This window comes from Paenibacillus antri (assembly GCF_005765165.1).
Classification (GTDB): domain Bacteria; phylum Bacillota; class Bacilli; order Paenibacillales; family YIM-B00363; genus Paenibacillus_AE; species Paenibacillus_AE antri.
On sequence record NZ_VCIW01000008.1, the window covers coordinates 91,142 to 117,878 of the forward strand.

Here is a 26,737-nt window from a genome sequence, read left to right on the forward strand (position 1 = left end):
AAGAAAGAAGGGGATGGATACGATCCCACCCCCTTGCGTACCTACATGCTTACTCCCAACGTCCGGAAGTGCCCGCCGCTTTGATCTTTTCGTTCACGTCCTTGATCATCTCGGCGCCCCCCTCGTTCATGTACTTCTGCAGCATCGCGTCCCAGCCTTCGTCGATCGGCGTCTGGCCGACGATCATCTTCGTTTGCTCCGCGTACATCTTGAAGTACAGATCGAGCTCGTACTTGTTCTTCGGCTCGGAGTACAGCCCCTTCTCCGGACCGTAGTAGTGCTTGCTCTCCAGATGCATCTTCTCGAACGCCTTCAGCGTGTCGTAATGGAGCGGCTCGCTCTTATACTGTTCCGCGAATTGGTTCGCCGCGTCGTTCGGCGCCCATGCGTTCGTATCCGGGAAGTAGTCGGACGGCTTAAGCCCCTTCTCTTCGAGCTCCAGCACGGCGACGCCGTCTTGCATCTTGTAGCCGGAGCCTTCCTTGCCGCGGAACCAATCGAATTCGGCGTTCGCCGGCGTGCGCTCTTCCGCGGGGTAAAACTTGCGTCCGAAATCGACGATCTCGAGAATCCGCTTCACCTTCTCCGGTTGATCCTTCAGCTTCGCGTTCAGCATGACGGCGCGGTACATGCCGGAGTTCGAGGTGAAGCCGAGCGTGCCGTCCGGCGCCGGGAACGGCGGAATCGGCGCCAGCTTCGCGTTCGGATTGATATCCTTGAGCGCCTGAATGTTGTCCGGACCGACGCCGCCCGGGTAACCGATGAACATGCCGCCCTTGCCGGAATAGAACTCCTTGTATGCCTGCCCCCAGTTAATGAGACCGAAGTCCGGCGTGATGGCGCCTTCCTTGTACAGGTCGGCGAGGAACTTCAGGTGCTCCTTGCGGACGTCGGAGATGATGCCCGGAACGAAGTTGCCGTCCTTGTCCTTGTGGTACCAGGCGAGGAAATCCCAATACGCGCCGAAGTGGTACTGCGGGTTAATGTTCTCCGCCATCACCATGCCGTACGTGTCTTTCTTCCCGTTGCCGTCCGGATCGTTATTCGTGAAGGCGAGCGCCACTTCGCGCAGCTCTTCGTAGCTCGTCGGCATCTTCAGTCCGAGGTTGTCGAGCCAGTCTTGACGGATCATCGGCGTGTTGGAAAATTGCGAAACGTAGTAGCCCGGAAGCTCATAGATGTGTCCGTTCACCGTCGCCGCGTTAATCGCGAAGTCCGGCAGCAGCTTGAACGTCTCGTAGTCGTCGATATACTCCTCGAGCGGCAGGAATGCGCCTTGCGCTGCCCACTTGTAGAAGTTCGGCTCCATCGGGTTTTCCATGATGAGAATGTCCGGCATGTCGCCGCCGGCGACCGTGACGGACAGCTTCTGATCGTAATCGTCGCGGCTGACGTAGGTCGGCTGCCAATCGACGTTGAACCGCTCGTTGATCATCTGAATGCCGGCGCCGCCCGCCGGAGGAAGCTTGCCGTAGCGGAAGTCGAGCATCGTGATCGTGAACTTCTCCTCGCTCTTCGTCTCGGCCGCGGCCGGCTGCTCCTTCGTCTCGCTCGGCGCGGCTTCCGGCGCAGGCGCCGGAGCTGCGTTCTCCTGCTCCGCCGCGCCGCCGTTCCCGCCGCTGCAAGCGGCGAGCCCCGCGCACAGCGCCGTGACGAGGGCCAATTGCAAAGTCGTATTCAACCGTTGTTTCATGCGAACCTCTCCCTTTTTCGGTCATTATGGAAAAATTCAATTCATTACCGGATGCCCCTTGCAACTTACCCCTTCACCGCGCCAAGCATCACTCCCTTCGCGAAGTGCTTTTGCAGGAACGGATACACGATCAGAATCGGCACCGTCGCGACGAGCAGCGCCGCCATCTGTATCGTCTCGGGCGGCGGCATCTGCTCGACCATCTCCGTCGCGACGCGGAGCGTGTTCGTCTCGTTCACGACCACGAGCTGGCGCAGCACCACTTGCACGGGCCACTTCTCCGGCGAATTCATGTACAACAAGCCGCCGAAGTAATTGTTCCAGTGGCCTACCGCGTAAAACAGCCCGAACGCGGCTAGAGCGGGTTTGGACAACGGGAGAACGATCCTGGCGAAAATGCCGAGGTCCGTCGCGCCGTCCATGACGGCCGATTCGACGACTTCCCCTGGGATGCTCAGGAAAAATTGCCGCATGACGATCAGATTGAACGGGCTGATGGCGACCGGAAGAATAAGCGCCCAAATGCTGTTGATCAGTCCCGTCTCCTTCACGACGATGTACGTCGGGATCAGTCCCGCCGGAAACAGCAGAGCGAACAGGACTAGAACGAGAACCGGCTTTCGGCCGACGACGGGCCGGGATAACGCGTATCCCATCGAAGACGTGAACAGCAGGTTTACGATCGTCCCGAGGATCGTCACGTAGATCGTAAAGAAGATCGACCGGATGAACGCGTCCGACTTAAAGATGTAGTCGTACGCGTCGAACACCCACTGCTTCGGCCAAATCAAGAAGTCGGCCTGGATGAACTCTTTATAAGAAGAGAACGACACGGCGAACACATAAAGGAACGGGAACAGCATGAACGCCCCGATCAGCGTAAGAAGCGTCGCGTTGACGACTTGGAACGTTTTCCCGCTTGCGCTTTCTTTCATCTCGAACCTCCTCGCGGTTTAATAGACGCCGTCCTGGCCGAATCGCTTGGCCAGCCGGTTCGCGCCCCAGACGAGACCGAACCCGACGACGCCTTTGAACAATCCGACGGCCGTGGCGAAGCTGTAATCCGACTGTACGATGCCCTTGAAGTAGACGTACGTATCGAGCACGTTCCCCTGCTCCATAACGAATGGGTTGAGCATGAGGAAAATCTGCTCGAAGCCGGTGTCGAGCACCGTGCCGAGGCGCAGGATGAGCAGGATAACGATCGTGCTGCGCAGCGCCGGCAGCGTAATATGCCATATTTTCCGGAAGCGCCCCGCTCCGTCCATGACGGCGGCTTCGTACAGCTGCGGGTCGACGCCCGCCAAGGCGGCGAGGAAGATGACCGTCCCCCAGCCCGCTTCCTTCCAGATGACCTGAAGGACGATCAACGGCTTGAAGAACGCCGGATCCGACAGGAACGGGATCGGATCGATGCCGAAGTACGTGCCCAGGAAGGAGTTGATGACGCCGCTGCCGCGCAGGAAGATGACGCAGATGCCGACGACGATGACCCACGACATGAAGTGCGGCAGGTACACGATCGATTGGAGAATTCCCTTGAACCAACCGTTGCTTCGAAGCTCGTTCAACATAATCGCCAGAATGATCGGCGCGGGGAACGCGAACGCGATCTGCAGGAACGAGATGTTTAAAGTGTTCCATAACACTTGAACGATCTCGTAGTCTTCGAAGATGACGGCGAAATGCTTCATGCCGACCCACGGGCTTTCCAAGAAGCCTAGAAAGGGACTGAAATCTTGAAACGCAATGACCGATCCTACCAGCGGAAGGTACTTGTAGATGAGAAAGTAAGCCAGTCCCGGCAACATCAGCAGGATCAAAAACCGATCCCGATACAACCGCTTCAGCCAGAATTGCATCCCGGCGCCTCCTTGTCGTCGTTGAATGGTTGACCCTCGCTTGACTCTGCCATCACTGTAATACAGCTCCGATTTACATGCATTTATCCGTTCATTCCGCCTCCGCATCAACGGATAAAAGGGCGTATATAAAGAAAAAAGCGGCTCCCCGCAAAGGGAACCGCCGCCGTTCACGCGCCTCGAAGCGTTCTGCGATACTGCGCAGGCGGCACGCCGACCACCTGCTTGAAGATGCGTGTGAAGTTCTGAACCGTCGTATATCGTAGCCGTTCCGCGATCGTCTTGATCGGCAGATCGGAATGCTCGAGCCAATACTTCGCTTTCTCCATCCGGTAGGCGATCAAGTAGTCCGCATAGGGGACGCCGGTAACCTCCTTGAACATGCGGCTGAGCTGCGTGGGACTCAGCCGCGCGATGTCCGCGAGCTGCTGCAGCGACAGGTCGGTTTCGAAGTGCGCATGGATATACTGCAGCACCTGATCGATGCGGCTCTTCTCGTCCCGCTCCTCGCGAAGCCGCGACGCGATCGCCGGAAACACCTCTTCCCGCAGCCAAGCGGCCGCTTCGTACACGGTGTGAAAGCGAGAGATGCGTTGATACAAATTTTCTTCGAAAATGTCGTTCGCGTCCGCCCCGATCTCGTGCAGCTGATGCGCGAGCTCCCCGATGAAATACGACAGCAGCCCCCTCGCGGTCTGCACGTCCGTAATCCGGGCCGGCAGCGCTTCGACGAAGGCGTCCAGCTCTTCTCGGGCGCGCTCCGTCTGCGCGAGCGCCGCGGCGGTGGCGATGTTCTTCAGCTCGCGAATCCATTGCCGTTCGAGCAGCGGCGCCGACCGCTCGATATCGCGATGCGAAATCGTCAGATTCGGTCCGAGCAGCATGCGGAACTCGAGCAGCGACCGCGCTTCCTGGTATAAGCCGGGGATGGCGCCGATGCCGATCCGCGTCGCGCTGAACGTGACCGTGATCGTATTCTTCAAATATTTCTGCACGATCTCCCGCATCTGCTTCGCGAGCGGCTCGAACGAAGCCGCCACCCTTTCCGGCTCGCCGTCCGTCCCGACGATCAGCGCGATCTGCTCGGGGTTCGGCGACGCGATCGTAATCGCGATGTCCGGCGTCGAATATTCGACGCATAGCTCCTCCACGATTTTCCGGAACGCGAACATGAACAGCGCTCGATCGCGCTCGCCGAACCTGCGGCGGAACGACGACGAGTCGTCCCACTCCACGACGCCGACGCAATACTTGCGGCGCTGAAGCAATCCGCCGGCGCCCGGATGCTTGAGGAACTCCTCCTCGGACGTCACGCCCCATAGAAGACCTAAGAGCAAGTTTTCCTGAATATGCGGCAGATTGCTGTTCCATTGCTGCTGCAAATCTTTGTTTTGCTTCTCCATGCGCTGGATATAGGCTTCCACCGCAACCAGATCCTTCGACGACGGCTCATGCGCCTGTGTCTGGGTTTGCTGCGAGACGCGCTGGAACAGCCGCTTGATCGGCGAGTACAGCCGCCGCGAGCCGAGGAAGGCGATCAGCCCCCACACGAGCGCAAGAGCGAGCGCCATCCAAGCCGTCACGATTTGGATGCGCTTCGATTTATCGGTCAGCTGGCTCTCCGGCGTCAAGGCGACGAACGACCAATCCGACAATTCGGAATCGAGCGAGCTCAGCCGATAGGCCGTGCCGTCCGCCGATGCATACGCGCTCCGCTCGAACGCGTCCGGCGGGAAGAACGCCGCGCGCTTCGACTCGTCGACGACGTTGTCCGCGATGACCCTTCCGTGCCGGTCGACGATGTACAGCTCTCGCCCCGAGCCGGTTTGGAACTGCTCCAGCTGCCGAATCAAAGCGTCGATCGGCACATGCAGCACGATCGACCCGTATGACGGCGTCGTGAATACCGGCACCGGCCGCACCAAGACGATCTCGTTCCGCTCCGCGGCGCGTTCGGGGTACAGCAGCGTCGAACCGATCGGATCCGGGTCGACCACGCCGCTCTCGCCGGATAACGGGAAGTCCGACAACGGCACCAAGCCGTACAAGTTCGAATACACCATGTCGAAGCTCGTGAATACGAGCGATACGTCATACGGGAACGGAGCGGACGCCCGCATTCGCGCCACTTCGTCGATCGCCGCCCGCGTCTCCTCGTAATGCGCCATCGACGGACCGAGCCGCATCGCCTGTACGACCGACTCCTGCGTAGCCAGCTGGACGGAGACGCGATCGGCCTCTCTGTAAAAGTCGTCGATCTGCCGCTGCAGATGCTGCAATAAAATCTGGTGATGGCGGTCGACTTCCTTCTGCATGCTCATAGAGGCGATATACGAGGATACCGCCCCTAATATTAATATGGGCACGATGCTCAAGAGCAAAGAATAGTAGAGAAGCTTATGTCGAAACGAAATATTGTTCAAAAAATAGGAGCGCTTCCTATTCACTCGAACCCTCCCGCTTTCTCGGTGAATTGAGCTTCGCGCGGCCTCCGTCCGTCTCTCCGTCGGCCACGATGACCTGTACGCCGGATTCGGCGAGGAATTGCAGCATGGCGGGGTCGGCTTCGCGATCCGTCACGAGAACGGACAACTCCTCCGCCGCCGCGACGCGATGGAACGCCGTGACGCCCAGCTTCGTGGAATCGGCCATCGCGATCGTCTCCTTCGCCCGCTGCATCATCAGGCGGCGAAGATCGGCCTCTTCCACATGATAATCGGTAAGCCCGTTCGCGGAAAGCCCCCCCACCCCGATGAACGCCTTATCGGCGAAGAACGTCTCCAGCGCGTGGCGGGCCGGCGCGCCGGATACGGACAAATCCCCCGGACGGATGAAGCCGCCGCACAAGATGACCTTGGCGGAGGGATGATGCGCCAATTCCATCGCGACGGGCACCGAATTCGTAATGATCCGAAGCTCGCGGTGCGCGTGCAATTGTCTTGCGAACAGAAGGGCCGTCGTACCGACGTCGATAAACAGCGAATCGCCCGCCTCGACCAAGTCGGCGCATCGCTTCGCGATGGCCTGCTTCTCCGCGACCAGGGAGTCCGCCCGTTCGGAGTACGCCGGTTCGACGCCCGTCTTGTGCAGCGTCGCGCCGCCGTGCACCTTCCGGACATGGCCGAGCCGCTCCAATTCGTAGAGATCTCTCCGGACCGTCTCCCGGGTGACGCCGAAGCGTTCGGTCAACTCCTGAATTTTCACCGTCCCCTTCTCGCGAAGCAGACGCAGCACCTCGGCCAGCCGTTCCTCCTGGAGCATACTCGGACCCTCCCCTTTCTTACCCAAAGTATACACCATTATTTTGCATTTTGTTGCTTTTTCTGTTGCCTTGGTTTTCTTTTTTGCTATGATGAGAGGAGCAAGGCATATCGTCTTCTATAGGAGGCAGCGCTACGATGAGCGACGGACTTACGTTACGCCCGGACGGCAGCTTTACGATCGTGCAATTTACGGATGTACATTGGAAGAACGGAGATGAGAAGGACTTCCGCAGCGAAGCGCTGATGCGGAACGTGCTCGCGGCGGAGGCGCCCGATCTGGTCGTGTATACGGGCGACTTGATTCAAGCCGCTCATTGCCTCGACCCGCTTGCGGCCATTCGATCCGCGGTCCGCGCCGCCGAGGAGAGCCGCATTCCTTGGGCCGCCGTCTTCGGCAACCATGACCCCGAAGGGACGGCCACGCGGCTCGAGCTGCTCGGCGCTCTGCAAGAGGGCAGCTATTGCCGCATGGAACGAGGGCCCGAAGACATTCACGGCGTCGGGAATTATGTGCTCGACGTCGTCGACCCGTCCGACGGGGCGGAAGCCGCCAGTCTGTACTTCTTCGACTCGGGCATGAACGCGCCGCATTCGGTCGGCGGCTACGACTGGGTCCGATCGGATCAGGTCGAGTGGTTCCGGGCGCAAGCGCTTGCCCGACGCGCGCGGCGGGCAGACGCGTCGCCGTCTCTAGCCTTCCTCCATATCCCGTTCCCGGAATATAACGACGTCTGGAATCACCGCGTCTGCTACGGCTCTAAATACGAAGCGGTCTGCTGCCCGAGGGTCAACAGCGGACTGTTCTCCGCCTTCGTGGAGGACGGCACCGTTCGCGGCGTCTTCGCCGGGCACGATCACGTGAACGACTATTGGGGGGAGCTGCATGGCGTAGGGCTCTATTACGGTCGCGCGACGGGGTATAACACGTACGGCCGCGAGGGATTCCCGAGAGGCGCTCGCGTCATCCAGCTCCGCCGCATCGAGGGCGAGCTCCGGCTGGGAAGCTGGCTGCGCCTGGACGACGGCACGCGGGTCGACGTGCAGGAGCCCCATCCGCCCGCCGCGGAGAGTTGGGATCCGTATATCGAAGCGGGCGTATAAGGAGGGTATCGGCAGGCATGAACGCGGACCGGCCTTTGTTTTCCTTTTCCGTCTTATCGGATCTTCACTTCATGGCTTATCCGGACCCAGAGGAGACGCCCGTCGACTGGGTTCCCTTCCTAACGGGGGAGATCGCTTATCTCGCCGGTCTCGCTCCTCGTTTCGTGGTTTGCAACGGCGACCTGACGAACGGAAAGCTCCGGGATTACCGGCTCGCGATGAACGCCTTCCGCTCCTGCGGGATGCCCGTCTATTATACGATGGGCAATCATGAATATTACGGTCGGTACGAGGAATCGGAGCTTACGTCCGAACGGGCGCAAGCCCGGTTCCTTGCGATGACGGGCATGCCGGGGCTTTATTATGAACGGGTCCATGAGGGATTCCCCTTCCTGTTCTTGTCCACGGAGCACTATACGCCGGACGGCAACGAAGCCGGGTGGCTGCACGAAGCGCAGCTGACGTGGCTCGAGGAACGGCTGCACGCCCATGCGGACGCGCCGACGTTCGTGTTTTTGCATCATCCGCTGAACGACACCGTGGCCGGCTCGGAGGGGACGTGTCTCGCGTCCGAGCGAGTGCAGGCGCTGCTGGACCGCCGCAAGAACGTGCTGCTGTTCAGCGGCCATACCCATTGCCGCATGGACCGCGACGATCAGCTCGTTCGAAAGGACGGCAACGTCTTCGTCGGCGGCGGCTGCATGTACGAGGAGCATCCGCAGTCGCGGTGGGTAGACGTGTACGAAGACCGGGCGGTGCTGCGCCTGCTGTGTCACCGCGAACGCCGCTGGCTCGACGCGTTCGAGGCGACGGCGCGTTACGAATGCTAACTTGCGGCAGGCCGACTCCCGGAAATGTACCGAGGTCGGCCTTTTCATTAGATTACTTAGCAAAGGGACGCCCTCGGTACACGAGAAACACGGCGATCAGAAGCAGTCCTTTCACGACGGCTTCATACGCGAATTTCTCGGCGCCTAAGATCGGAGCGCTTAGCGTTACGATCGAGAAATCCTCCGCCTGCCCTAGGAACAGCTCGTTGATGAAATTATGAATCGCATGCATGCCCGTCGAGACGAGCAGCGAACCGCTCTTCAGGTACGCGTACGCGTACAGAACGCCTCCGGCGAACCAGCTCGCAGCCTTCCATACATCCGCCTCGCCGGCAGGGACGTGGAGCAGCATAAAGAAGACCGACGAGACCGCGACCATCGCGCCGGCGCCGAGATGCCGGAGCTGGTACAGGTAAAACCCTCTCGCCAACACCTCCTCTTTGAATGCCGCCATAAACCAACCGGCGACGGACGCAACCAATAAAGCTTGGTACGACAGCTCTCGGAACCGCTCCGCCTCCGACCGGACGGCGCGCAACGACCACCCTTGCAGCACCCACACGAATCCGACGGCGACGACCAGCGCGATGAAGAGGCAGAGGATAAGGAATCCGACATCCCTTCGATGCAACGTCATCCCTAGATCGGTCAGGCTCTTTCGCTCCCAACGCCGAAGCAGCGCCGCTACGGCGACGACCCAGGCGGCCCCCATCGCGACGTTGTTCAGGTGGAGGAGCCATGAATCGCGCAACACCTCGTCCATTACGCCGAAGGCCATATACGTCCCGGCGAAGGCGAATAGGATGCCTAGGGCGACTAAAGAAGCGGCGGCGATCTTTCCGTACGGCCTTACGCTCGCCAATGCGTTCATTCCCTACCCCCTCGCCTGGGCGACGTCGAACGGGAAGAGCGACGGCGGCGGCGCCAGATCTGTTGGGTTTTGCTCCGCATACAGCTCTCGGTAATACCCGCCTTTTCCCATTAATTCGTCGTGGCTCCCGCTTTCGACGATGCGGCCGCCCTTCACGACGAAGATCGTATCCGCATGGAGCACGGTCGACAGCCGATGCGCGATCATGATGACGGTCGATTGCCGGCCGATCTCTTGCACCGACCGCTGCACGAGCTTCTCGCTCTCGTTGTCCAGCGCGCTCGTCGCTTCGTCCAGGAGCAAGATGGGAGCGTTCTTCAAAAACACCCGCGCCAGCGCGATCCGCTGCTTCTGCCCGCCGGACAGCTTCACGCCCCGCTCGCCGACCTCGGTGTCGTATCCGTTCGGCAAGGCGGCGATAAACTCATGCGCATACGCCAGCTTCGCCGCAGCGACCACTTCTTCGTCGGTCGCCTCGAGCTTCCCGATCCGAATGTTGTCCTTGATCGACGTGCTGTATAGAAAGCTCTCCTGCGTGACGATCCCCATCTGCCGCCTCACGCTCGCAAGCGACAGACGTTTGATGTTTACTCCGTCGATGAGCACTTCCCCGCGCTCCGCGTCGTACATCCGGGTAAGCAGCTGCAGAATCGTGCTCTTGCCGCCCCCGCTCTCTCCGACGAACGCGTACGTCTTCCCTTTGCGGAGCGTGAACGACACGTTATCGAGATTGCGGCGGTTCGGGAGATAGCCGAAGGATACGTTCCGGAACTCGATGCCGCCTTCGAACTCGCGAAGCTCGTGCGGGGCATTCGGTTCTTGGATCGTCGCGTGCGTGTCTAGAAACTCGAAGATGCGCGTCATGGCGACGCGGCCTTCCGTTATGGCGGGGAACGCTCCGACGAGCGCGGACACCGGTCCCCGCATCCGGTCGACGTAAGCGAAGAACGCGATCAGGGCGCCGAGCGTTAAGGTGCCGTCAAGGACGAGCATGCTCCCGGCCAGCACGACGAGGAACGGCGTCGCGTCGCTTAAGACGTTCACCGCGGCGAGCGACACGGCGTTCACCCGCGCTTGGGCGTCCGTCATCGTTTCGTACCGGGTCAGATGCCGGTTCAATTCTTCTTTATCCTTCTGTTCGGCTTGGAACAGCTTCGCGAGGAAGGCCCCCTGTATTTTCTCGAAAATGAACCCGCTGAGCACCGACCGGTAGCTCATCATCTGCTGCGTCGTGCGCTTCAGCCGCTTCGCGAACAGATGCGCCAGCGCGAACTGGACGCCGACGAGCAGCGCGGCCAGCAGCGTCAGCCTTGCGTTCAGCGCGAACATGATGCCGACGACGAAGGCGAGCACGGTCAGCTCGATCCACACGTTCGAAAACATCGCGGTCATGTAGCCTCTGATTTTTTCGATGTCGTCGAAAAACCGGGTGCCGATCTCTCCGCTCTTCCGATCCGCGAAGTATTTCGCGTCCAGCGTATGCACCTTGCGGAACGCGTCCGTCCGCAGCTCTTTAATGATATTGTTGTTCGCCTTGTGCAGGAAAAACTGCCTGACGTATTCCATCGGTCCCCGCACGAAGAAGAAAGCCGTCAGCACGACCGCCGTGATGAGGAACAGCTGCTGCAGCTTGTCGGCGTACGGAATCGCGTCGTTCTGGAGCAGCTCGTCGAACAAATGCTTGATGACGATCGGCACGGACAGCGGAATGAGGAAGCGGAAGAGGCTTCCGATAAACCCTAAGACATAGAGGCTGCGCTGCCTCCGCACATACGGCTTGAATCGTTGGTAGACGCTCATCGGTTACGCTCCTTCCCGCTGCCGCGTCCGGGCGGCTCTCTTATTCTTCGCGATTTGCCGCACGTAGACGATCGCCGCGAACGCCGCCGCCGTTATGGAAACCGCCGCGCATACGCCCACCCAGCGCCTCCACTCGTCGGCGCCCGTCATCTCGATGCAGAGCGCTCCGCCGAAACTGATCAACAACCCGACTTGGCTCGCGATGCCGAACCGATCCATCCATTTGTCGCTTCGCATGTTCCTTCTCCTTACGTTGCTATGTCGTTATGAAAATCATAACGGCGGGCGACGGACCGCAACGCGCAAACAATGAACCGCCGCCCGCAAAAGCTTGCGTCCCCCGCGCAAAAAGCTACCGGCGACGCAAAAGAAAGAGCCGGGTCGGATGCCCAATCGCACCGTCCCGGCCCTACGCTTTTGTATTTTTACCTGTCCTCCCGTTGCGAAGCTCGCAAGAAGCTCCGCGTCGGGCAGCCGACCACATCTTCTGGGCGTAATCGCTAGTCCCGCTTGCCCCCCGCCGACGACGGCGACTTCTTTCCGAATCATGGCTTTCTCTCCCTCTCCCGCCTACGCCCACCCGAACATGCCCGCGATGCAATCGAAATAAGCTCTGTCCTCTTTTCGGTACCCGATGAGCTCCAATATACTCTCTCGAATCATATCTTCAACCTCCTATCGTCGAATTTCCTCTTATAGACATTGGCGAACCCGATGATGAGCGGCACAAACACGATCGTCGGCAAAAACCAGACGAGCAGGTTGACCGAATCCACGCCGAGCAGCCTCGGGGCTCCGAACACCAGGAACGCCGTGATGGTAGAGATGCAGCACGAAAGCATGCCGACGATGTGCTCTACCGCCCAATGCGATTTCTTCGCAGGCACGGTCAGCCAGTACAACAGCTGCGTACCGCCCAAGAACAACCCGAGGATCGGAAAATACTGCAGCAATGGGAAATGGATGGCCCAACCGTAAGCCGATATGCCGACCCCGGAAGCGAACAATAAAGCCGGGAAGAGCAAATCGAGCGGCTTCCGATGCGGGGCCGTCCGCCGCTTGTGACGAAGCACGCGGATCCCGTACCATGCCGTCGCGGCGCTTAGGATGGAAACGAACATAAGAAACCAAGCGAACGGAATCGCATCCGCGTCAGGACCCGCATCCCATGTCAACCGGTACGCGCCCATTAGAAACGCGGTCGCCGACACGCCCCCCATCGCGACCACGTACATCCGCCCCGCTCGGTTGTGCGCGCGCCCGCCTTTCTTCGTTACGATCGGAATCCAAAATACGGCGAGCGCAAGAAAACCGCCAAAGATATGCACCCCGCGAAGGATGTCGAAGGTAAGCTGCACGAGTAAAGCACCCTTTCGTCATTATTTTCCGGTCGTCCCCTTCCCGGTCCGAGGCGTTACCTTAGCACTTTGGCGACGCTGTGCATGAATCGTTCGACGGCGTCCGCATCGCCGGCTCGGATATGCGAGACGACGCAGCGGCGCCAGTGGTCTTCGAACAGCCCTCCGCTTACCTCGCGCAACGCCGCCTGGATCGCCGCGATGCGAATCAGCGCCTCGTCGCAGGAGAGATCGTTCTTGACGCCGTTCTTCAAGTCGCGGATGCGGTCCTCGATCTCGCGTAACCGGAGAAGGAGCTCCGTCCGTTCGTTCATCTATTCCGCCTCGACGACGAACGGTACGGTAATCACTTGGCCGTCCCTCTGGAATTGCGCCCATAGCTTATAGACGCCGGGGTAGGGGAAGTTCGTGGCGAATCTTGCCTCCGGCCCCGACGCCGACTCGTCGATCGGATGGACGTGGAGATACTCCTCCGTATCCTCGCTTAGTATGACGACGTGGCCGACGGCTCCGAGATAAGGCTCAAGGTCGGTAACGGGTTCCTTCGACTTGCTGTCCGCGATCCGGAACGTCAACTCGAAGTCCTGTCCGGATACGGGGTGATCGTCTTCCAACGTGACTTGGATGCTCTCCGCCGTCTTCGCGTGTCCGCCGCCCGGCGTTAGAGGGATGGCCTCCTTGCTCGGTCCGTCTACGCGAATCCACTCCGTCGCCGTCGTCGTCTCGCCGCCGCTCGGCACGTAATCCGCGATGAGCTTGTATTCGCCCCCTGCCGGGAGGGTCGTCGCGATGTCGAACGTTCCGCCGCCGCGATACTCCGGATGGATATGATCGAAGTAGGACAAGTCCTTGCTGACGACGATCAAGTGCATCAGCTTCTCATGGCTGATGTCGAACTGCTCGATCGGTTCGCCCGCTTCTCCGCTGATGTCGATCCGAAGCTTCGTTTCTTCGCCGGCGACGGCGTTCTCGACGGTCCAGACGGCCGTCGTCTTGATCGCGGCAGCGGATGAGCTCTCATTTCCGTGTCCATGCGAAGCTTGCGGTGCTTGCGCGGCTTGCGCGGCCGGCGCCACCGGGGCGTCCTGCCGCCCGAAGCCGTACCCCGCGAAGAACGACATGCCGGCGAGCAGGATCACGACCGCGAATTGCATCTTTCCGTTCATTCCTTCCACTCCCTCGTCTTTCGCCTTGTTCGCTTCTTGCAGCCGGAGCGCGTTGAGTACGACGGATACCGAGCTGAGCGCCATGGCGGCGCCGGCGACCCAAGGCTCCAAGTATCCCAAGGCGGCGACCGGTATGCCCAGCGCGTTATACCCTAGCGCCCAGACCAAATTTTGCTTAATGTTGGCCATCGTCTTCCGACTCATCTCGATCGCGACGGGGATGCCGTTCAGGTCGCCGCGAAGCAGCGTCACGTCGGCGGCTTCGATGGCCGCGTCCGCGCCCGTGCCGATCGCGATGCCGATATCGGCCGTAGCAAGAGCCGGCGCGTCGTTGATGCCGTCGCCCACCATGGCGACGACGGCGCCGGCCTCCTGCAGCTTCTTCACCTCCTGCGCTTTCCCTTCCGGCAGTACCTCCGCCAGGACGCGGTCGATGCCGGCTTGAGCCGCGATCGCTTGCGCGGTGCGCGGGTTGTCGCCGGTCAGCATCAGCACGTCGAGCCCGAGCCGCCTCATCCGGGCGACCGCCTCCTTCGACGTGTCCTTCAACGTATCGGCGACAGCGAGGAAGCCGGCATACGCCCCGTCGACGGCGATCGGCATCGCCGTTCTCCCCATCGCCTCCAACCGTCGCATCTCTTCCTCGGCATGCGGCTCGATTCGTACGCCCTTCTCGCTCAGCAGCTTCCGCGTTCCGACGACGATGCTTCTCCCTTCGACCGACGCTTCGACCCCGTGTCCGGGCACGGCTTGGAACGACTCGGCTTCCGCAGCCGGTATCCCCCTGCTCTTGATCCCTTCCGTAACCGCTTCGGCGAGCGGGTGCTCGGAACGCTTCTCGGCCGCGCCGACCCAAGCGAGCAGCTGCGCCTCCGCGAAGCCGGGCTCTATCCGTACGTCCGTCAATACTGGATTGCCGTTCGTCAACGTGCCGGTCTTGTCGAGGACGACCGCCGTCACGCGATGCGTGTTTTCGAGATGCTCGCCGCCCTTAAACAGGATCCCGAGCTCGGCCGCTCGTCCCGAGCCCGCCATGATGGAGGTCGGCGTCGCGAGACCGAGCGCGCAGGGGCAGGCGATGACGAGGACGGCGATGGCCTTTTCCAATGCGCCTGCGATGTTCCCGGGTTCCGCGAGGAAGTACCACGCGAGGAACGTGGCGGCGGCGATCGCGAGCACGATCGGCACGAACAACCCCGAGATCGAATCCGCGATCCGTTGAATCGGCGCCTTGGAGCTTTGCGCCTCCGCCACGACGCGGATAATTTGCGCAAGCGCCGTGTCCTTCCCGACCTTCGTCGCGCGCACCTGGAGAGCTCCGTTCTTGTTCAGGGTCGCTCCGAAGACAGGGTCGCCAACGGTTTTCCCGACCGGCAAGCTCTCCCCCGTCAGCATCGACTCGTCGACCGCCGAGCCGCCCTCTTCCACGATGCCGTCGACCGGTACCTTCTCGCCGGGACGGACGAGCACGAGGTCTCCGATCTCCACGCGTTCGACGGGGATGCGAACTTCCTCGCCGTCGCGAACAACGGTCGCCTCCTTCGCCTGCAGCCCCATCAGCTTCTTGATGGCGTCGGAGGAGCGGCCTTTCGCCGCCGTCTCGAACAGCTTCCCGAGCAGGATGAACGTGATGAGCACGGAGCCGGTTTCGTAATACAGCTCGGACGGCCGCTCGGCCAAGGTGACGTATAAGCTATAGAAATACGCCGCCGACGTGCCGAGCGCGACAAGCACGTCCATGTTCGCGCCGCCGCCGCGGAGCGCCTTGAACGCCCCGACGTAGAAGCGTCCGCCGATTAAGAACTGCACCGGCGTCGCGAGCCAAAACTGCACCCAGGGATCCATTAATCTCTCGGGCACCCAGATCCACGACGTGAACTCGAAGTGGCCGACCATGGCCCATAGCAACGGCAGCGTAAGCAGGGTCGAGAGCAGCAGCATCGCTTGCTGGATGCGGATGTCCCGCTTCCGGCGCACGCCGTCGTCCGAGGCTTCGGCGCGCAGCGCCGCTTTATAGCCGATCTTCTCGACGGCTCTTATGATGTCGCCGACCGTCGTCTTCGCAGGTACGAATTCGATTCGCGCGGTTTCCATCGTCAGGTTGACCGTCGCCTGCACCCCGTCCAAGCGATTGAGCCCCTTCTCGATGCGAGTCGCGCAGGCGGCGCAGGTCATGCCGGTAATGTCTAACGTCACTTGCCGTTCCAGCGTTTGGCTCAATGGGGTCACCCTACTTCTCGACGAAGTAGCCTGACTCTTCGATCGACGCGATGATGGCTTGCAGCGGCTGTCGCTCCTCGTCGTGGCGTACCGTCACCGTTCCCGCCTCCAGGTCGACGATCGCCGACGCGCCGAGCTTGCCGAGCCCGTTCAGGATCGAGTGGACGCAGTGGTTGCAGCTCATGCCGCGGACGCTCAGTATGACTTCTTTCATCTTCGTTTCCTCCAGTTGATCTTAGGATGAACCTATCTTAAACCGGAGGGCGGTCAGCCAACGCGCAAACGATGCGCGCCCGGGCGCAAACTTTTGCGGTGCGCGCGCAAAGCTGCGCTGTAGGCACGGAGTATGTGCACTCTCCGCCGCCTACACCCCCGGTAAGCGGTCAGCGCATTTTCCCGCTGTGCAGTGTAACCCACTCCCCCAAAACAAAAACTCCGACCACACCGCGTTGGATTCCATCCAGCGAGTAGTCAGAGTTTTTCGGTCACATGTCCATGCGGAGCTTTTGCCAAATTTGCTCATGCGGGCGACTGTTCAAGGAAAATAAAGTACTATACTGGATGTATTGATCCAAGCAGCTTTTCTTAATCCTACTCTGGTTGTTCGCATGCTCTCCGCAGACTTGAAGGACTAGGTTATACCGCTACAATTACAGAACCAGAAGCCTCTTGAACCAGTCCACTCTCCGATAATCCTAATCGGGCGCTCTCCCCTTTTTAAAAAAAAAGCGAATGAGCTGCGTCTTCTTTAGTGCTGCCTTTTATAGGCCTCTCCTGATTTATTTTTCATAGTAGTTTAATGGTCCACCAATGCAAAAGCGATAACCATCTAAATCATAAACAAGAAAATCCCTCATCCCGTAATCTCGTGTGACCGGCTCTTCAACTTTTGCTCCTCTCGCCTTAAATTCTTCATAAAATTCATCAACGTTGCCATCGACCCAAATGAAACTTTCCATAAATCCGTTAACCGTGTGATTGGGTCTAATTAATTCTTTATTCTCAGCTTTTTTGATTAAAAAACTTACCCCATCCCGTTCTACAAACTGACCTTCAATTTTGAAGCCAAGTTGATCACGGTAATACTCTTGGGATATACTCACATCCGATACAAGCAAGGTTTGGGAAGCTTTATTTAGTCTCATAAGGCACCTCCATTATTGGTGTAACACTCTCCTTTTCTGTTTCCCCACATACCGCAAAACACCTTCTTGATTATTCCGTTCTGCATGAGCGAACCACGCAACAATTCGAATAGAACGGTGGGTCGGATCCATCGTCACGCTCAATATCTTTCAGTCAATCAAACATTTCGTAAAGCTTATTCGGAAACTATCGGTAAAGAATATCGCGCGAACCCTTCGGCATCATAACGGTATCGTTCGCATATTGTATAGTCACGTTCTAGAGCATCTACTGTTATACCATGCTCCGAAATATATGCTTCAATTACTCGTCCAGCACCTTCAAAATCCCCGCTTTTACTCGCGACAACAACGCAGCGTTGCGCTGGAATGGTCATGCGAGCAAACCATTCCGGTACACCTTCAAAAGTGGTGACTTCTACGCACAAAATGTATGCATGTGTATTTGGTAAATCCTGTCCAGGTACCTGCGGCCACATGCCATACTGAACGGAAGCGTCGACGATTTGGGGCATATTAGCGGAAAGCCCAAGCAAGCTGTCTTTCGCATGATGGTACTTACCACTCATATCATGAAGTCCAATGCACGGAATACCAATTAACCTCAACTCACCGTGCTCAATAATCGCAGCCTCCATCTCTGGCAAAGAAAAATTCATTGTCAAGTTCATTCATTTCCCTTCTAATATTTTGACCCCATATAACTTTGACATATAAGGAAAAATTACCTGCAATATCCTCCCATTTATGGAACGAATAGAAGTAACGTGAAATAAGCGGTGGATTGGCTCCACCGCCGCGCTCTCGTTCTTCGTTAGCTGAATATGAATTGGGTTTTCACTGGAAGGATTCTCAATTTCTATGGTGAATATTAGGATTGTACAATACATATGAAAGAGAGATGATGGTAACATGTCTTGTGAAATTGTGTTGAGGGGGTTTTTGGCAATTGGAACAAAACACTCCTGTCCAAGTGATCAGAATCCCACCGAAATACCTAAAGCCATTGAAGACTTTAAAAAACGGATAAATGAAATCCCTCATCGTACGGGTAAAGGACTAATAATGCATGAACCTCAAGAATCCGATAAAGTTCCAACTTGGTATGTAGTGGCTGAAGTATCTGAATTAGCTAACACAATTCCAGAAAGTATGTTTGTTCTAAATATTCCCGAACAAAGATATGTAACTTATACCCACAATGGCTCTGCTGTTAATTTTGGTAATACATATTCTTTGTTACATACTTGGATTCTTAATAATGGTCATTATGACCACGGATACGTAGTCGAACGACAATCCGACAGTTTTAATATTTTATCGAATGATTACTCAGCAGATGTTTATGTTCCATTTAAACCTCAAGAAAATTCATAACCATTCAGTACCACCAGTAATCACTGGTTGGTGGGTGTTTTTTGCATTAAACCGCTTGATAGCTCAACAGGCCGAGGTTGATATTGGCAGCCTGTCGCTACGGCGCTCCCGTCTCCGTCAGTGGAAACCTAATCGCCATTAACTCGGATTTCGAACACATTTTTATCTGAAATGGAATTCAATTAAACGAACATCGAACCTACCTTACTCCTTACTATTTTTTATTTGGTATTCAACGAAACTCCCGTTAACGCAGCGAGGCCGCCGATCGATCCGCCAGCAGCCTCGTCATAGTTGTTGCCAGACAGGTGAAATTGAGATGGTCAATTTATGTCATTATCAAACTCCGGTGCCTATAATTGATGATGGAGCTGAGGTATCAGACGGCCAGCCACTCCACATGTCGATTTTATTACCATCTGGATCATAAAGATAAAAGTTTTTTCCACAATCACCGTTATCCTCGATTGGGTCAAGCTTTAATCCTTTTGACTGAAGAGTCCGAAATACGTGATCGAATTCCTCCACCTCGATTGTTATCGGACATTGCTCTGTACCTCCTACCTCCAGGTAGTTTGCATTTTGTTGGTGTTTAGTCCGAATGAGAAAGATCGTTTGCCCATTTGAGAACCCCAGTTGTGCTTGCGTGGAATCCGCATTTACTGGCATTAACAGGCTTAAACCTAAGTAATTGACGTACCATTCCGATGACCTTAATGGACTAGTCACTGGTAAATAGACTGCATTGATTCCCTTGGCTACTGTTTTGGACATAAGAATTTCCTCCTTTGAAAATGGATCTGTATAATTAACGATAGAACTCGTCGAAATTATACACATTCCAAAAAATTAGCAAATTAGAATTTAAGGGATCCTGTATCTGTATTTAAATTTTTTCGCACATGGAAAGAAACCTCCCACCTCGTCCTCGTTGAATTCCTCCGATTGTGAATCAATAAAATAGGCTGACACCATTGATCTCCTAAATCACAAAAATAATTATGCCCTTTCTCATTAGTAGCAACAATTGGAACCTAAGTTCAAGTTAATTTGTTATACCAGCATCAGGTATTGCAGGATACGTATGTAGTGGCCTGTTAGCTCAATACCGCATCGATAATCTAATACTTTATTTTCTCAGTCTATAACTTTATTTTGCTAGTCTACAACTATATTTTCCTTGAACAGCGACGTCGGTGTACGCAATGCGGCACACCTCGCCGGGAAGTGCTTTCCGTCGCCGCTACGCGCAGGCGGCCACCGTCCTGACGATGCGGCCTCCTTCCACCACTAAACTACGGTTTCAATAACGCCAAGTCACGCAAGAAGAGCCGCTCCCGGCGAACTGTCCGCCAAGAACGGCTCTTGCATTGTTTATTCTACTTTCTGTTCTCCGCCCTCGGGGCGAAGCGTGAAGCTATGGTTTCCGCTTGCCTCCTCGATGTCTCGGAACGCCCAATGACTAGTCGGGACATCCGCCCAAGTCGGCGTTACAACGCCGAACAACGGACCGCGCTCGAACAATCGGTTGATTGCCGTTACGGCTTCCGCTCTGGTTAAAGAACGGTTCGGTCGGAAGTCGCCGTCCTCGTAGCCCTTCATAACACCAGCGGTTTGAACCGCATCGATTGCCCCGGCCGCCCAATGCTCGCCAACGTCTGCGAAGTTGTCCGATGTCCGTTTCGAGGACTCATACTTCATGCTCTTTAATCGTGCGCTCATCTGCGCCATCTCCGCGCGCGTTACCATCTCATCCGGACGGAAATTGCCATCGGGGCCCCCGATCATGAGACCGGCAGCCTTCACGACTTCGATCGCTTGCGCGGCCCAGTGATCCGCCGACACGTCGTAGAAGGATGCGCCCGGCATAAATGTATAGCCTTTGCCGCCTAAGTTGCGCGCAAATAGTGCTGCCATTTCCGCTCGCGTTACTTCGCGGCCCGGTTTAAACTCCCCATCCGGGTACCCTTGAATGTACGCAGAGTGCGAGCTTGTCTTGCCTGAAGCGGCGAACTGGATCAGCGTGAAAGATGCACTGCCTGTAACTTCAACCTCAATCCCGAAGCGATCGTTGCCCAAATCCACGAATCGCCCGGTTGCCAATGCTGCGGAGCCATTGCTCTCAATAAACACCGCCAGTTGCTTAATGACGCTCTCCGTCATATCATCCGCAAGCGGCACCACAACCGTCATCGGTTGATTCAGGTTGGTTTCCAGTCGAATCGTCCGCCCGATCCGTTGGACGACTAGTCCGTTCGCTCGCTCAGATACTTCCTCGTTTGCGACCGTTCGTTCCCATACCTCATCTTGTTTGCTTTGATCTTTCACCGGTAAGAATCGCAGCAGAATATCTTGTTTTGCGTGACGCAACGTTGCCTCTGGAAGCTTAGCGCGAACGCCCGCCGCGTCCACGATCAGCTGAACGTTCGCTTCGCCCAATCGTTGTGCCGCATCAAGCGGTACCGTTACGTTCGTCTCCGACACATGATCGTTCTTATCCGGAATCGAGATCAACACTTCCTTCATGCCTGCGTCGACCGCCCGTTGCATGGCCTCTTCCGCATGCGTTCTCGTAAGTGTCAACTCGTCCTTCTTGCTGCCGTCCGGCTTCTCCGTCCGAATGACAGAGATCTTCGCCGAATTGCTGCCGGACTCGACGGCTGCTTCCACCGTCTCCGTCTTTGGCCCCGGCGCTGGCGTCGGTTCCGTTGTCTGGTCTTGTACGATCGTGAAAGTACTGAACTTATGAATCGTAACCTCGATGCCGACCGGAGTGCCGTTCGCGTTGTACACGACCGTACCTTGTTGAATGACCTTTTCGCCGTCGCTATGTTCGATGTATACCTTCACTCGGTTTAATACAATTCGGCTCGGATCGATGCCGTTCTTAAGGAACGGAATCATGAGCTTGGTTTCGTAACCGCTATAGTTCGTTTCCACTTCCAACGTACGACCCAACATCTGGTATTGCTGAGGTACTGCATTTCGAATCTGTTCCTGCTCCGTCTCCTGTTTAATCGGAACGAGTCGGAAGAACAGATCCGTACCGCTCGCGTTCAGCTTGCTCAGTTCCGCCGCATCTAAGCTAATAGTCCCGTACACCGTCTCCACGTTTAACGCAAACGCGTTATCCGCGAGCATTTCCACCGACGTGGTCGGCAATTCCACCGCCACTTCGTCAGCCTCGTCTCCAGGCAATTCATCAATGACGATCGTCGATACGTTACCCGTAGCGCCTGCGTTGGCGACGACGGCTGCTGCGCGATCCGGCGTCAGAACCACCTTGTCGATCTTTGATGTCGAGTTGTCGGCGTACACGACGTTGATCCGCGTGACCGGAACGCTCGTAGCTGCATCCGTTTGGTCCTTGACTTCAACGTTTCGCGTATACCCCGTGTCCTCTTGCTTCGTCCCGCCGACAGGTTTTATGACGAGCAGGAACGTGCGGATCTTCTGCTTCCCGTTCTTCGTGAGAACGGCCGTCAAGATGACGCTCTCGTTCTTCGCTTGTCGATGGACGCTCGTCGTAATCGTACTGTCGCCAGTCTGAGGAATCGTAACGACGTCCGGTTTGCTGCTTGTCCAAGCTACATTCGTATTGTAGGCGCCAACCGTTGCAAGGAATACGGATGAGGTCACGCTCTCCCACGTATCTCCCTCGGTGTATTCGATCCGCAGCTGTCTAGCTGCTTCGTTAAGCGCCTGATCGTCTGTAACCGATGCCTTCACCTCGATCGGATCGCTTTCCAGTCCGTTGACTGCTCGCGTCGTCACATGCAGGATATCTCCATCGTTTAAGTTCCCTTGGAGTTTTACCACAACTGGACCGGAATTGGTGCCGTTATTTTCCGCTTCGCCGATCTTCCGACCTTCAGCATAGTATACCGTAACCGTCGTTCCTGCCGGAACGTCCCGAACCGTTACCGTGCCGTTTAATGCGTCCGCCGTTATGGTACCAAGTTGTAACGGAACGGTCAACGACAGTGTGGTGCTAGGGCTGTAGTCTTTGTGAATCGCAGCGATGCCGACCCGCTTGCCCGGCGTAATCGCCGGGGTGAATCCTCCGACGGTGAGGTCCGTCGCTTCCATACCATTGTTCGTCTCGCGGTAGATTTCGTTACCATTCTCATCGTAAACTACAATGGTGGCGCCTGCAGGAACCTGTTTCACGACGATTTCGTTACGTTCCGGGTGAATCGTTACCTGCTCGCGGCGAACGTCTGGACTTGGATCCATATCCGCGAATACCGTCAGCGGATTGCTCTCGTCTTTCTCCGTTTCCGTCATTGTAACGTGCAGCTTCGCGCCGGAAGGAACTTCGTATACCGCCATCGTTACCGTCACCATGGATTCCGATGATTCCGCGTTCGCGTTAGAGCCGAGCAATTGCATGGTCTCCGCATCGTAAACGCTCGCGATCGTACCGCCGGGCACTCGGTTAACGAAAACTTGCTTCAGCGAGGAGCTCGCCCGCACCTGATCCGCTGTCGGTGCCGCGCTCTGATCCTGCGTCGCAATCGCCTCTACCGGATCGCTTTCGTCTTTCTCGTTCTGAGTCACCGTCACTCGAATGACATCGTATTTCCTCAAACCATAGACGGACACCGTTACAGTATCCTGCGCTCCGCCGGTCTGAACCGCCGTACCTAATGCAGGCAACCCGTTCAGTCCGTATACCGAGACGATCCAACCCACAGGGATGTTATGTACAGATACTTGATCCGTTGTTGCATTCGCTTTGACAAACGCTCCCGCCGGCCATACGCTCTTCTCTTGAAAAGCAATAATGTCAACCGGTACGCTTTCGTTCTTGTCTGGGAACGCGAGAGTTACCTTGAGAAGGTCATTATTAGCCAGGTCCGTGCTCAACGTTACGATTACTGGACCAGCCGTGCCGCCCGTGTTCGTCGCCGTGCCGAGGGCCGTCACGCCGTCCTCGGCGTACACCTTCACCGTCGCTCCCGCCGGCACGTTCGCGACCGTCACTTCGTTGGTTGTTGCGTTCGCTTGCACGTCGTTCGCGGAAGGTGCAGTGGACGGTTCTTGAACTGCCGTAACCGTCGCCGGTGTACTCTCATTCTTGTTCGCTTCCTTGACCGTGACCTTCACTTCATCGCCGTTCGCAAGGTCCACGTTCAATGTCACCGTCACCGGGCCGGTCGTGCCGCCATTGTTCGTCGCCGTGCCGATGACCGTCTCGCCGTCCGCGGCGTACACCTTCACCGTCGCGCCCGCAGGCACGTTCGCGACCGTTACTTCGTTCGTTGTTGCATTCGCTTGAATGTCGTTCGCGGATGGTGCGGTCGACGATTCTTGAACCGCCGTTACCGTTACCGATGCACTTTCGTTCTTGTTTGCTTCCGTGATCGTGACCTTCGCTTCATCGCCGTTCGCGAGGTCCGTGTTCAATGTCACCGTTACCGGGCCGGGCGTACCGCCTGTGTTCGCAGCTGTGCCGATGACCGTCAAGCCGTCCACGGCGTACACCTTCACCGTCGCGCCTGCTGGTACGTTCGCGACCGTTACCTCGTTGGTTGTTGCGTTCGCTTGAATGTCGTTCGCGGACGGTGCAGTGGACGATTCTTGCGTTGCAGTTACCGTTACCGGCGTGCTCTCATTCTTGTTCGCTTCCGTGATCGCGACCTTCACTTCGTCGCCGTTCGCCAGATCGACGTTTAACGTCACCGGGCCGGACGTACCGCCTGTGTTCGTAGCTGTGCCGATGACCGTCTCGCCGTCCGCGGCGTACACCTTCACCGTCGCTCCCGCCGGCACGTTCGCGACCGTCACTTCGTTGGTTGTCGCGTTCGCTTGCACGTCGTTCGCGGAAGGTGCAGTGGACGGTTCTTGAACTGCCGTTACCATCACCGGTGTACTCTCATTCTTGTTCACTTCCTTGACCGTGACCTTCACTTTGTCGCCGTTCGCAAGGTCCGTGTTCAACGTCACCGTTACCTGGCCGGTCGTGGCGCCATTGTTCGTCGCCGTGCCGATGACCGTCACGCCGTCTTCGGCATACACCTTCACCGTCGCCCCCGCAGGCACGTTCGCGACCATCACTTCGTTGGTTGTTGCGTTCGCTTGAACATCGTTCGCGGATGGTGCGGTCGACGATTCTTGAACCGCCGTTACCGTTACCGATGCACTTTCGTTCTTGTTTGCTTCCGTGATCGTGACCTTCGCTTCATCGCCGTTCGCGAGGTCCGTGTTCAATGTCACCGTTACCGGGCCGGGCGTACCGCCTGTGTTCGCAGCTGTGCCGATGACCGTCAAGCCGTCCACGGCGTACACCTTCACCGTCGCGCCTGCTGGTACGTTCGCGACCGTTACCTCGTTGGTTGTTGCGTTCGCTTGAATGTCGTTCGCGGACGGTGCCGTCGATGGATCCTGCTTGGCCGTCGCGGTTACCGACGCGCTCTCATTCTTGTTTGTTTCCTTGACCGTGACCTTTACTTCGTCGCCGTTCACAAGGTCCGTACTCAATGTCACCGTTACTGGACCAGACGTACCGCCTGTGTTCGTAGCCGTGCCGAGGACCGTCACGCCGTCCTCGGCGTACACCTTCACCGTCGCCCCCGCAGGCACGTTCGCGACCATTACTTCGTTGGTTGTCGCGTTCGCTTGAATGTCGTTCGCGGACGGTGCCGTCGATGGTTCCTGCGTCGCCGTCGCGGTTACCGACGCGCTCTCATTCTTGTTTGTTTCCGTGATCGTAACCTTCACTTCATCGCCGTTCGCGAGGTCCGAATTCAATGTCACCGTAACTGGACCAGACGTACCGCCTGTGTTCGTCGCCGTGCCGATGACCGTCACGCCGTCCTCGGCGTACAACTTCACCGTCGCACCCGCAGGCACGTTCGCGACCGTTACCTCGTTGGTTGTTGCGTTCGCTTGAATGTCGTTCGCGGACGGTACCGTCGATGGTTCCTGCGTCGCCGTCACCGTTACCTGCGTACTTTCGTTCTTGTTCGCTTCCGTGATCGTGACCTTCACTTTGTCGCCGTTCACAAGGTCCGTGTTCAACGTCACGGTCACCGGGCCGGTCGTGCCGCCATTGTTCGTCGCCGTGCCGATGACCGTCTCGCCGTCCGCGGCGTACACCCTCACCGTCGCGCCCGCCGGCACGTTCGCGACCGTCACTTCGTTGGTTGTCGCGTTCGCTTGAACATCGTTCGCCGATGGAGCGGTGGACGGTTCTTGTGTTGCAGCTGCCGTTACCGGCGTGCTTTCGTTCTTGTTCGCTTCCTTGACCGTGACCTTCACTTTGTCGCCGTTCACCAGATCGACGTTCAATGTCACTGTCACCTGGCCGGTCGTGCCGCCATTGTTCGTCGCCGTTCCGATGACCGTCACGCCGTCCTCGGCATACACCTTCACCGTCGCACCCGCGGGCACGTTTGCGACCGTTACCTCGTTGGTTGTTGCGTTCGCTTGAATGTCGTTCGTCAACGGCGCCGCTGTCGTTTCCTGCACGGCCGTTACCGAAATTTTCTCGCTTTCGCTCTTACCCACTTCGGTAATCGACACCTTAAGCTCCGTGCCGACCGTCAATGCGACGATCGGCACCGGAACGCTTGCAACCTCGGACCCGCCGTTCGTCGCCGTACCGAGTTCCGTTACGCCGTCTGCCGCGTACACCTTCACCGTCGCTCCGGCCGGCACATTCACAACCGTGACGATATCCGTCGTAGCATTGGCTTTCAAATCTTCAGGTGCAGGGGCTGCGCTGCCGCTGGCACCTTTATCAGGAATATCTTCGAGCAGTTTCTCTTCGCTCTCAGGATCGATCTTCGATCCTCCCGTCGGGTATGTAAGAACTACTTTTTTCGTAGTCGCCGGTACTTTAATGTATTTCCCCGTCTCGCCATCCCCGAACGTTAGAGTCCCGTCTCGGACGCTGGTACCTGACTCATCCATTGCACCCCACTTTACTGTAACGGTACCGTCGCTTCCGTCTTGGCGTTCCACGTAAATCTCGTACTCGCCATCGTCCTGCAATTCTTTCTCGATGATATTGTATTCTCCAGGCTTCGCAGGGCGGTCATTCATAC

Annotated in this window: 18 protein-coding genes and 1 pseudogene; 3 read left to right on the top strand and 16 right to left on the bottom strand. The window is 57.4% G+C overall.

The genetic code is table 11. The annotated features are described in order from the left end of the window. Positions 1-49: 49 nt before the first annotated feature. The 5 genes from FE782_RS13930 to FE782_RS13950 form a co-directional block, all read right to left on the bottom strand. The gene (locus FE782_RS13930; protein WP_138194796.1) at positions 50-1,693 is read right to left on the bottom strand and encodes an extracellular solute-binding protein; all 1,644 of its coding nucleotides are present in this window, start codon (positions 1,691-1,693) and stop codon (positions 50-52) included. Between the two features lie 65 nt (positions 1,694-1,758). Next, positions 1,759-2,628 carry a carbohydrate ABC transporter permease gene (locus tag FE782_RS13935; RefSeq protein WP_138194798.1) on the bottom strand — a complete coding sequence of 290 codons (870 nt, stop codon included), beginning with the start codon at positions 2,626-2,628 and terminating at the stop codon, positions 1,759-1,761. 18 nt (positions 2,629-2,646) lie between these two features. Then, complete coding sequence (locus FE782_RS13940) at positions 2,647-3,555, bottom strand: ABC transporter permease (RefSeq protein WP_138194800.1); 909 nt, start codon at positions 3,553-3,555, stop codon at positions 2,647-2,649. 170 nt (positions 3,556-3,725) lie between these two features. Next, positions 3,726-6,002 (bottom strand): AraC family transcriptional regulator, encoded by a 2,277-nt coding sequence (locus FE782_RS13945; protein ID WP_138194801.1) that lies wholly within the window; start codon positions 6,000-6,002, stop codon positions 3,726-3,728. After that, entirely contained in the window at positions 5,995-6,816 is an 822-nt protein-coding gene (locus FE782_RS13950; RefSeq protein ID WP_138194802.1) for a DeoR/GlpR family DNA-binding transcription regulator, read from the bottom strand. The genes FE782_RS13945 and FE782_RS13950 overlap by 8 nt, the downstream gene beginning before the upstream one ends. Positions 6,817-6,953: 137 nt before the next feature. On the opposite strand from FE782_RS13950, the gene FE782_RS13955 reads away from it, so the two are divergent. Beyond that, entirely contained in the window at positions 6,954-7,919 is a 966-nt protein-coding gene (locus FE782_RS13955) for a metallophosphoesterase family protein (protein ID WP_138194803.1), read from the top strand. A gap of 17 nt (positions 7,920-7,936) precedes the next feature. Then, positions 7,937-8,749: a metallophosphoesterase family protein gene (locus FE782_RS13960; RefSeq protein ID WP_138194804.1), complete on the top strand. Its 813-nt coding sequence runs from the start codon at positions 7,937-7,939 to the stop codon at positions 8,747-8,749. Between the two features lie 52 nt (positions 8,750-8,801). On the opposite strand, the gene FE782_RS13965 is transcribed toward FE782_RS13960, so the two are convergent. From FE782_RS13965 to FE782_RS14005, 9 genes and pseudogenes are all read right to left on the bottom strand, one after another. Next, positions 8,802-9,620, bottom strand: coding sequence for a CPBP family intramembrane glutamic endopeptidase (locus FE782_RS13965; protein ID WP_138194805.1), 819 nt, complete (start codon positions 9,618-9,620; stop codon positions 8,802-8,804). Between the two features lie 3 nt (positions 9,621-9,623). Then, positions 9,624-11,420: an ABC transporter ATP-binding protein gene (locus FE782_RS13970; protein ID WP_138194806.1), complete on the bottom strand. Its 1,797-nt coding sequence runs from the start codon at positions 11,418-11,420 to the stop codon at positions 9,624-9,626. Positions 11,421-11,423: 3 nt separating this feature from the next. Next, complete coding sequence (locus FE782_RS13975) at positions 11,424-11,657, bottom strand: hypothetical protein (RefSeq protein ID WP_138194808.1); 234 nt, start codon at positions 11,655-11,657, stop codon at positions 11,424-11,426. A gap of 422 nt (positions 11,658-12,079) precedes the next feature. Beyond that, positions 12,080-12,778 carry a DUF2306 domain-containing protein gene (locus tag FE782_RS13980; protein WP_138194810.1) on the bottom strand — a complete coding sequence of 233 codons (699 nt, stop codon included), beginning with the start codon at positions 12,776-12,778 and terminating at the stop codon, positions 12,080-12,082. A 56-nt stretch (positions 12,779-12,834) separates the two neighbouring features. Next, positions 12,835-13,092 carry a metal-sensing transcriptional repressor gene (locus FE782_RS13985; RefSeq protein ID WP_138194812.1) on the bottom strand — a complete coding sequence of 86 codons (258 nt, stop codon included), beginning with the start codon at positions 13,090-13,092 and terminating at the stop codon, positions 12,835-12,837. Next, positions 13,093-13,944: a DUF8832 domain-containing protein gene (locus tag FE782_RS33455; protein ID WP_500690495.1), complete on the bottom strand. Its 852-nt coding sequence runs from the start codon at positions 13,942-13,944 to the stop codon at positions 13,093-13,095. It abuts the gene before it with no gap. A gap of 36 nt (positions 13,945-13,980) precedes the next feature. Beyond that, positions 13,981-16,378 (bottom strand): annotated as a pseudogene (locus tag FE782_RS13990) (heavy metal translocating P-type ATPase); the annotation flags it as partial. Between the two features lie 565 nt (positions 16,379-16,943). Next, positions 16,944-17,309: a VOC family protein gene (locus tag FE782_RS14000; protein WP_138194815.1), complete on the bottom strand. Its 366-nt coding sequence runs from the start codon at positions 17,307-17,309 to the stop codon at positions 16,944-16,946. Positions 17,310-17,485: 176 nt separating this feature from the next. Next, positions 17,486-17,980, bottom strand: coding sequence for an effector binding domain-containing protein (locus FE782_RS14005; RefSeq protein ID WP_138194817.1), 495 nt, complete (start codon positions 17,978-17,980; stop codon positions 17,486-17,488). Positions 17,981-18,221: 241 nt separating this feature from the next. Here FE782_RS14005 and FE782_RS14010 point away from each other — a divergent pair, with 241 nt between their 5' ends. Then, positions 18,222-18,686, top strand: coding sequence for a GyrI-like domain-containing protein (locus FE782_RS14010; RefSeq protein ID WP_138194819.1), 465 nt, complete (start codon positions 18,222-18,224; stop codon positions 18,684-18,686). Positions 18,687-19,025: 339 nt separating this feature from the next. Here the strand turns inward: FE782_RS14010 and FE782_RS14015 are convergent, their stop codons facing one another. After that, on the bottom strand, positions 19,026-19,460 hold the full coding sequence (locus FE782_RS14015) for a VOC family protein (protein ID WP_138194821.1): 435 nt from the start codon (positions 19,458-19,460) through the stop codon (positions 19,026-19,028). Between the two features lie 600 nt (positions 19,461-20,060). Beyond that, a complete protein-coding gene (locus FE782_RS14020; RefSeq protein ID WP_158299396.1) occupies positions 20,061-26,735 on the bottom strand; it encodes an S-layer homology domain-containing protein in 6,675 nt (2,224 codons plus the stop codon). Between the last annotated feature and the right edge of the window lie 2 nt (positions 26,736-26,737).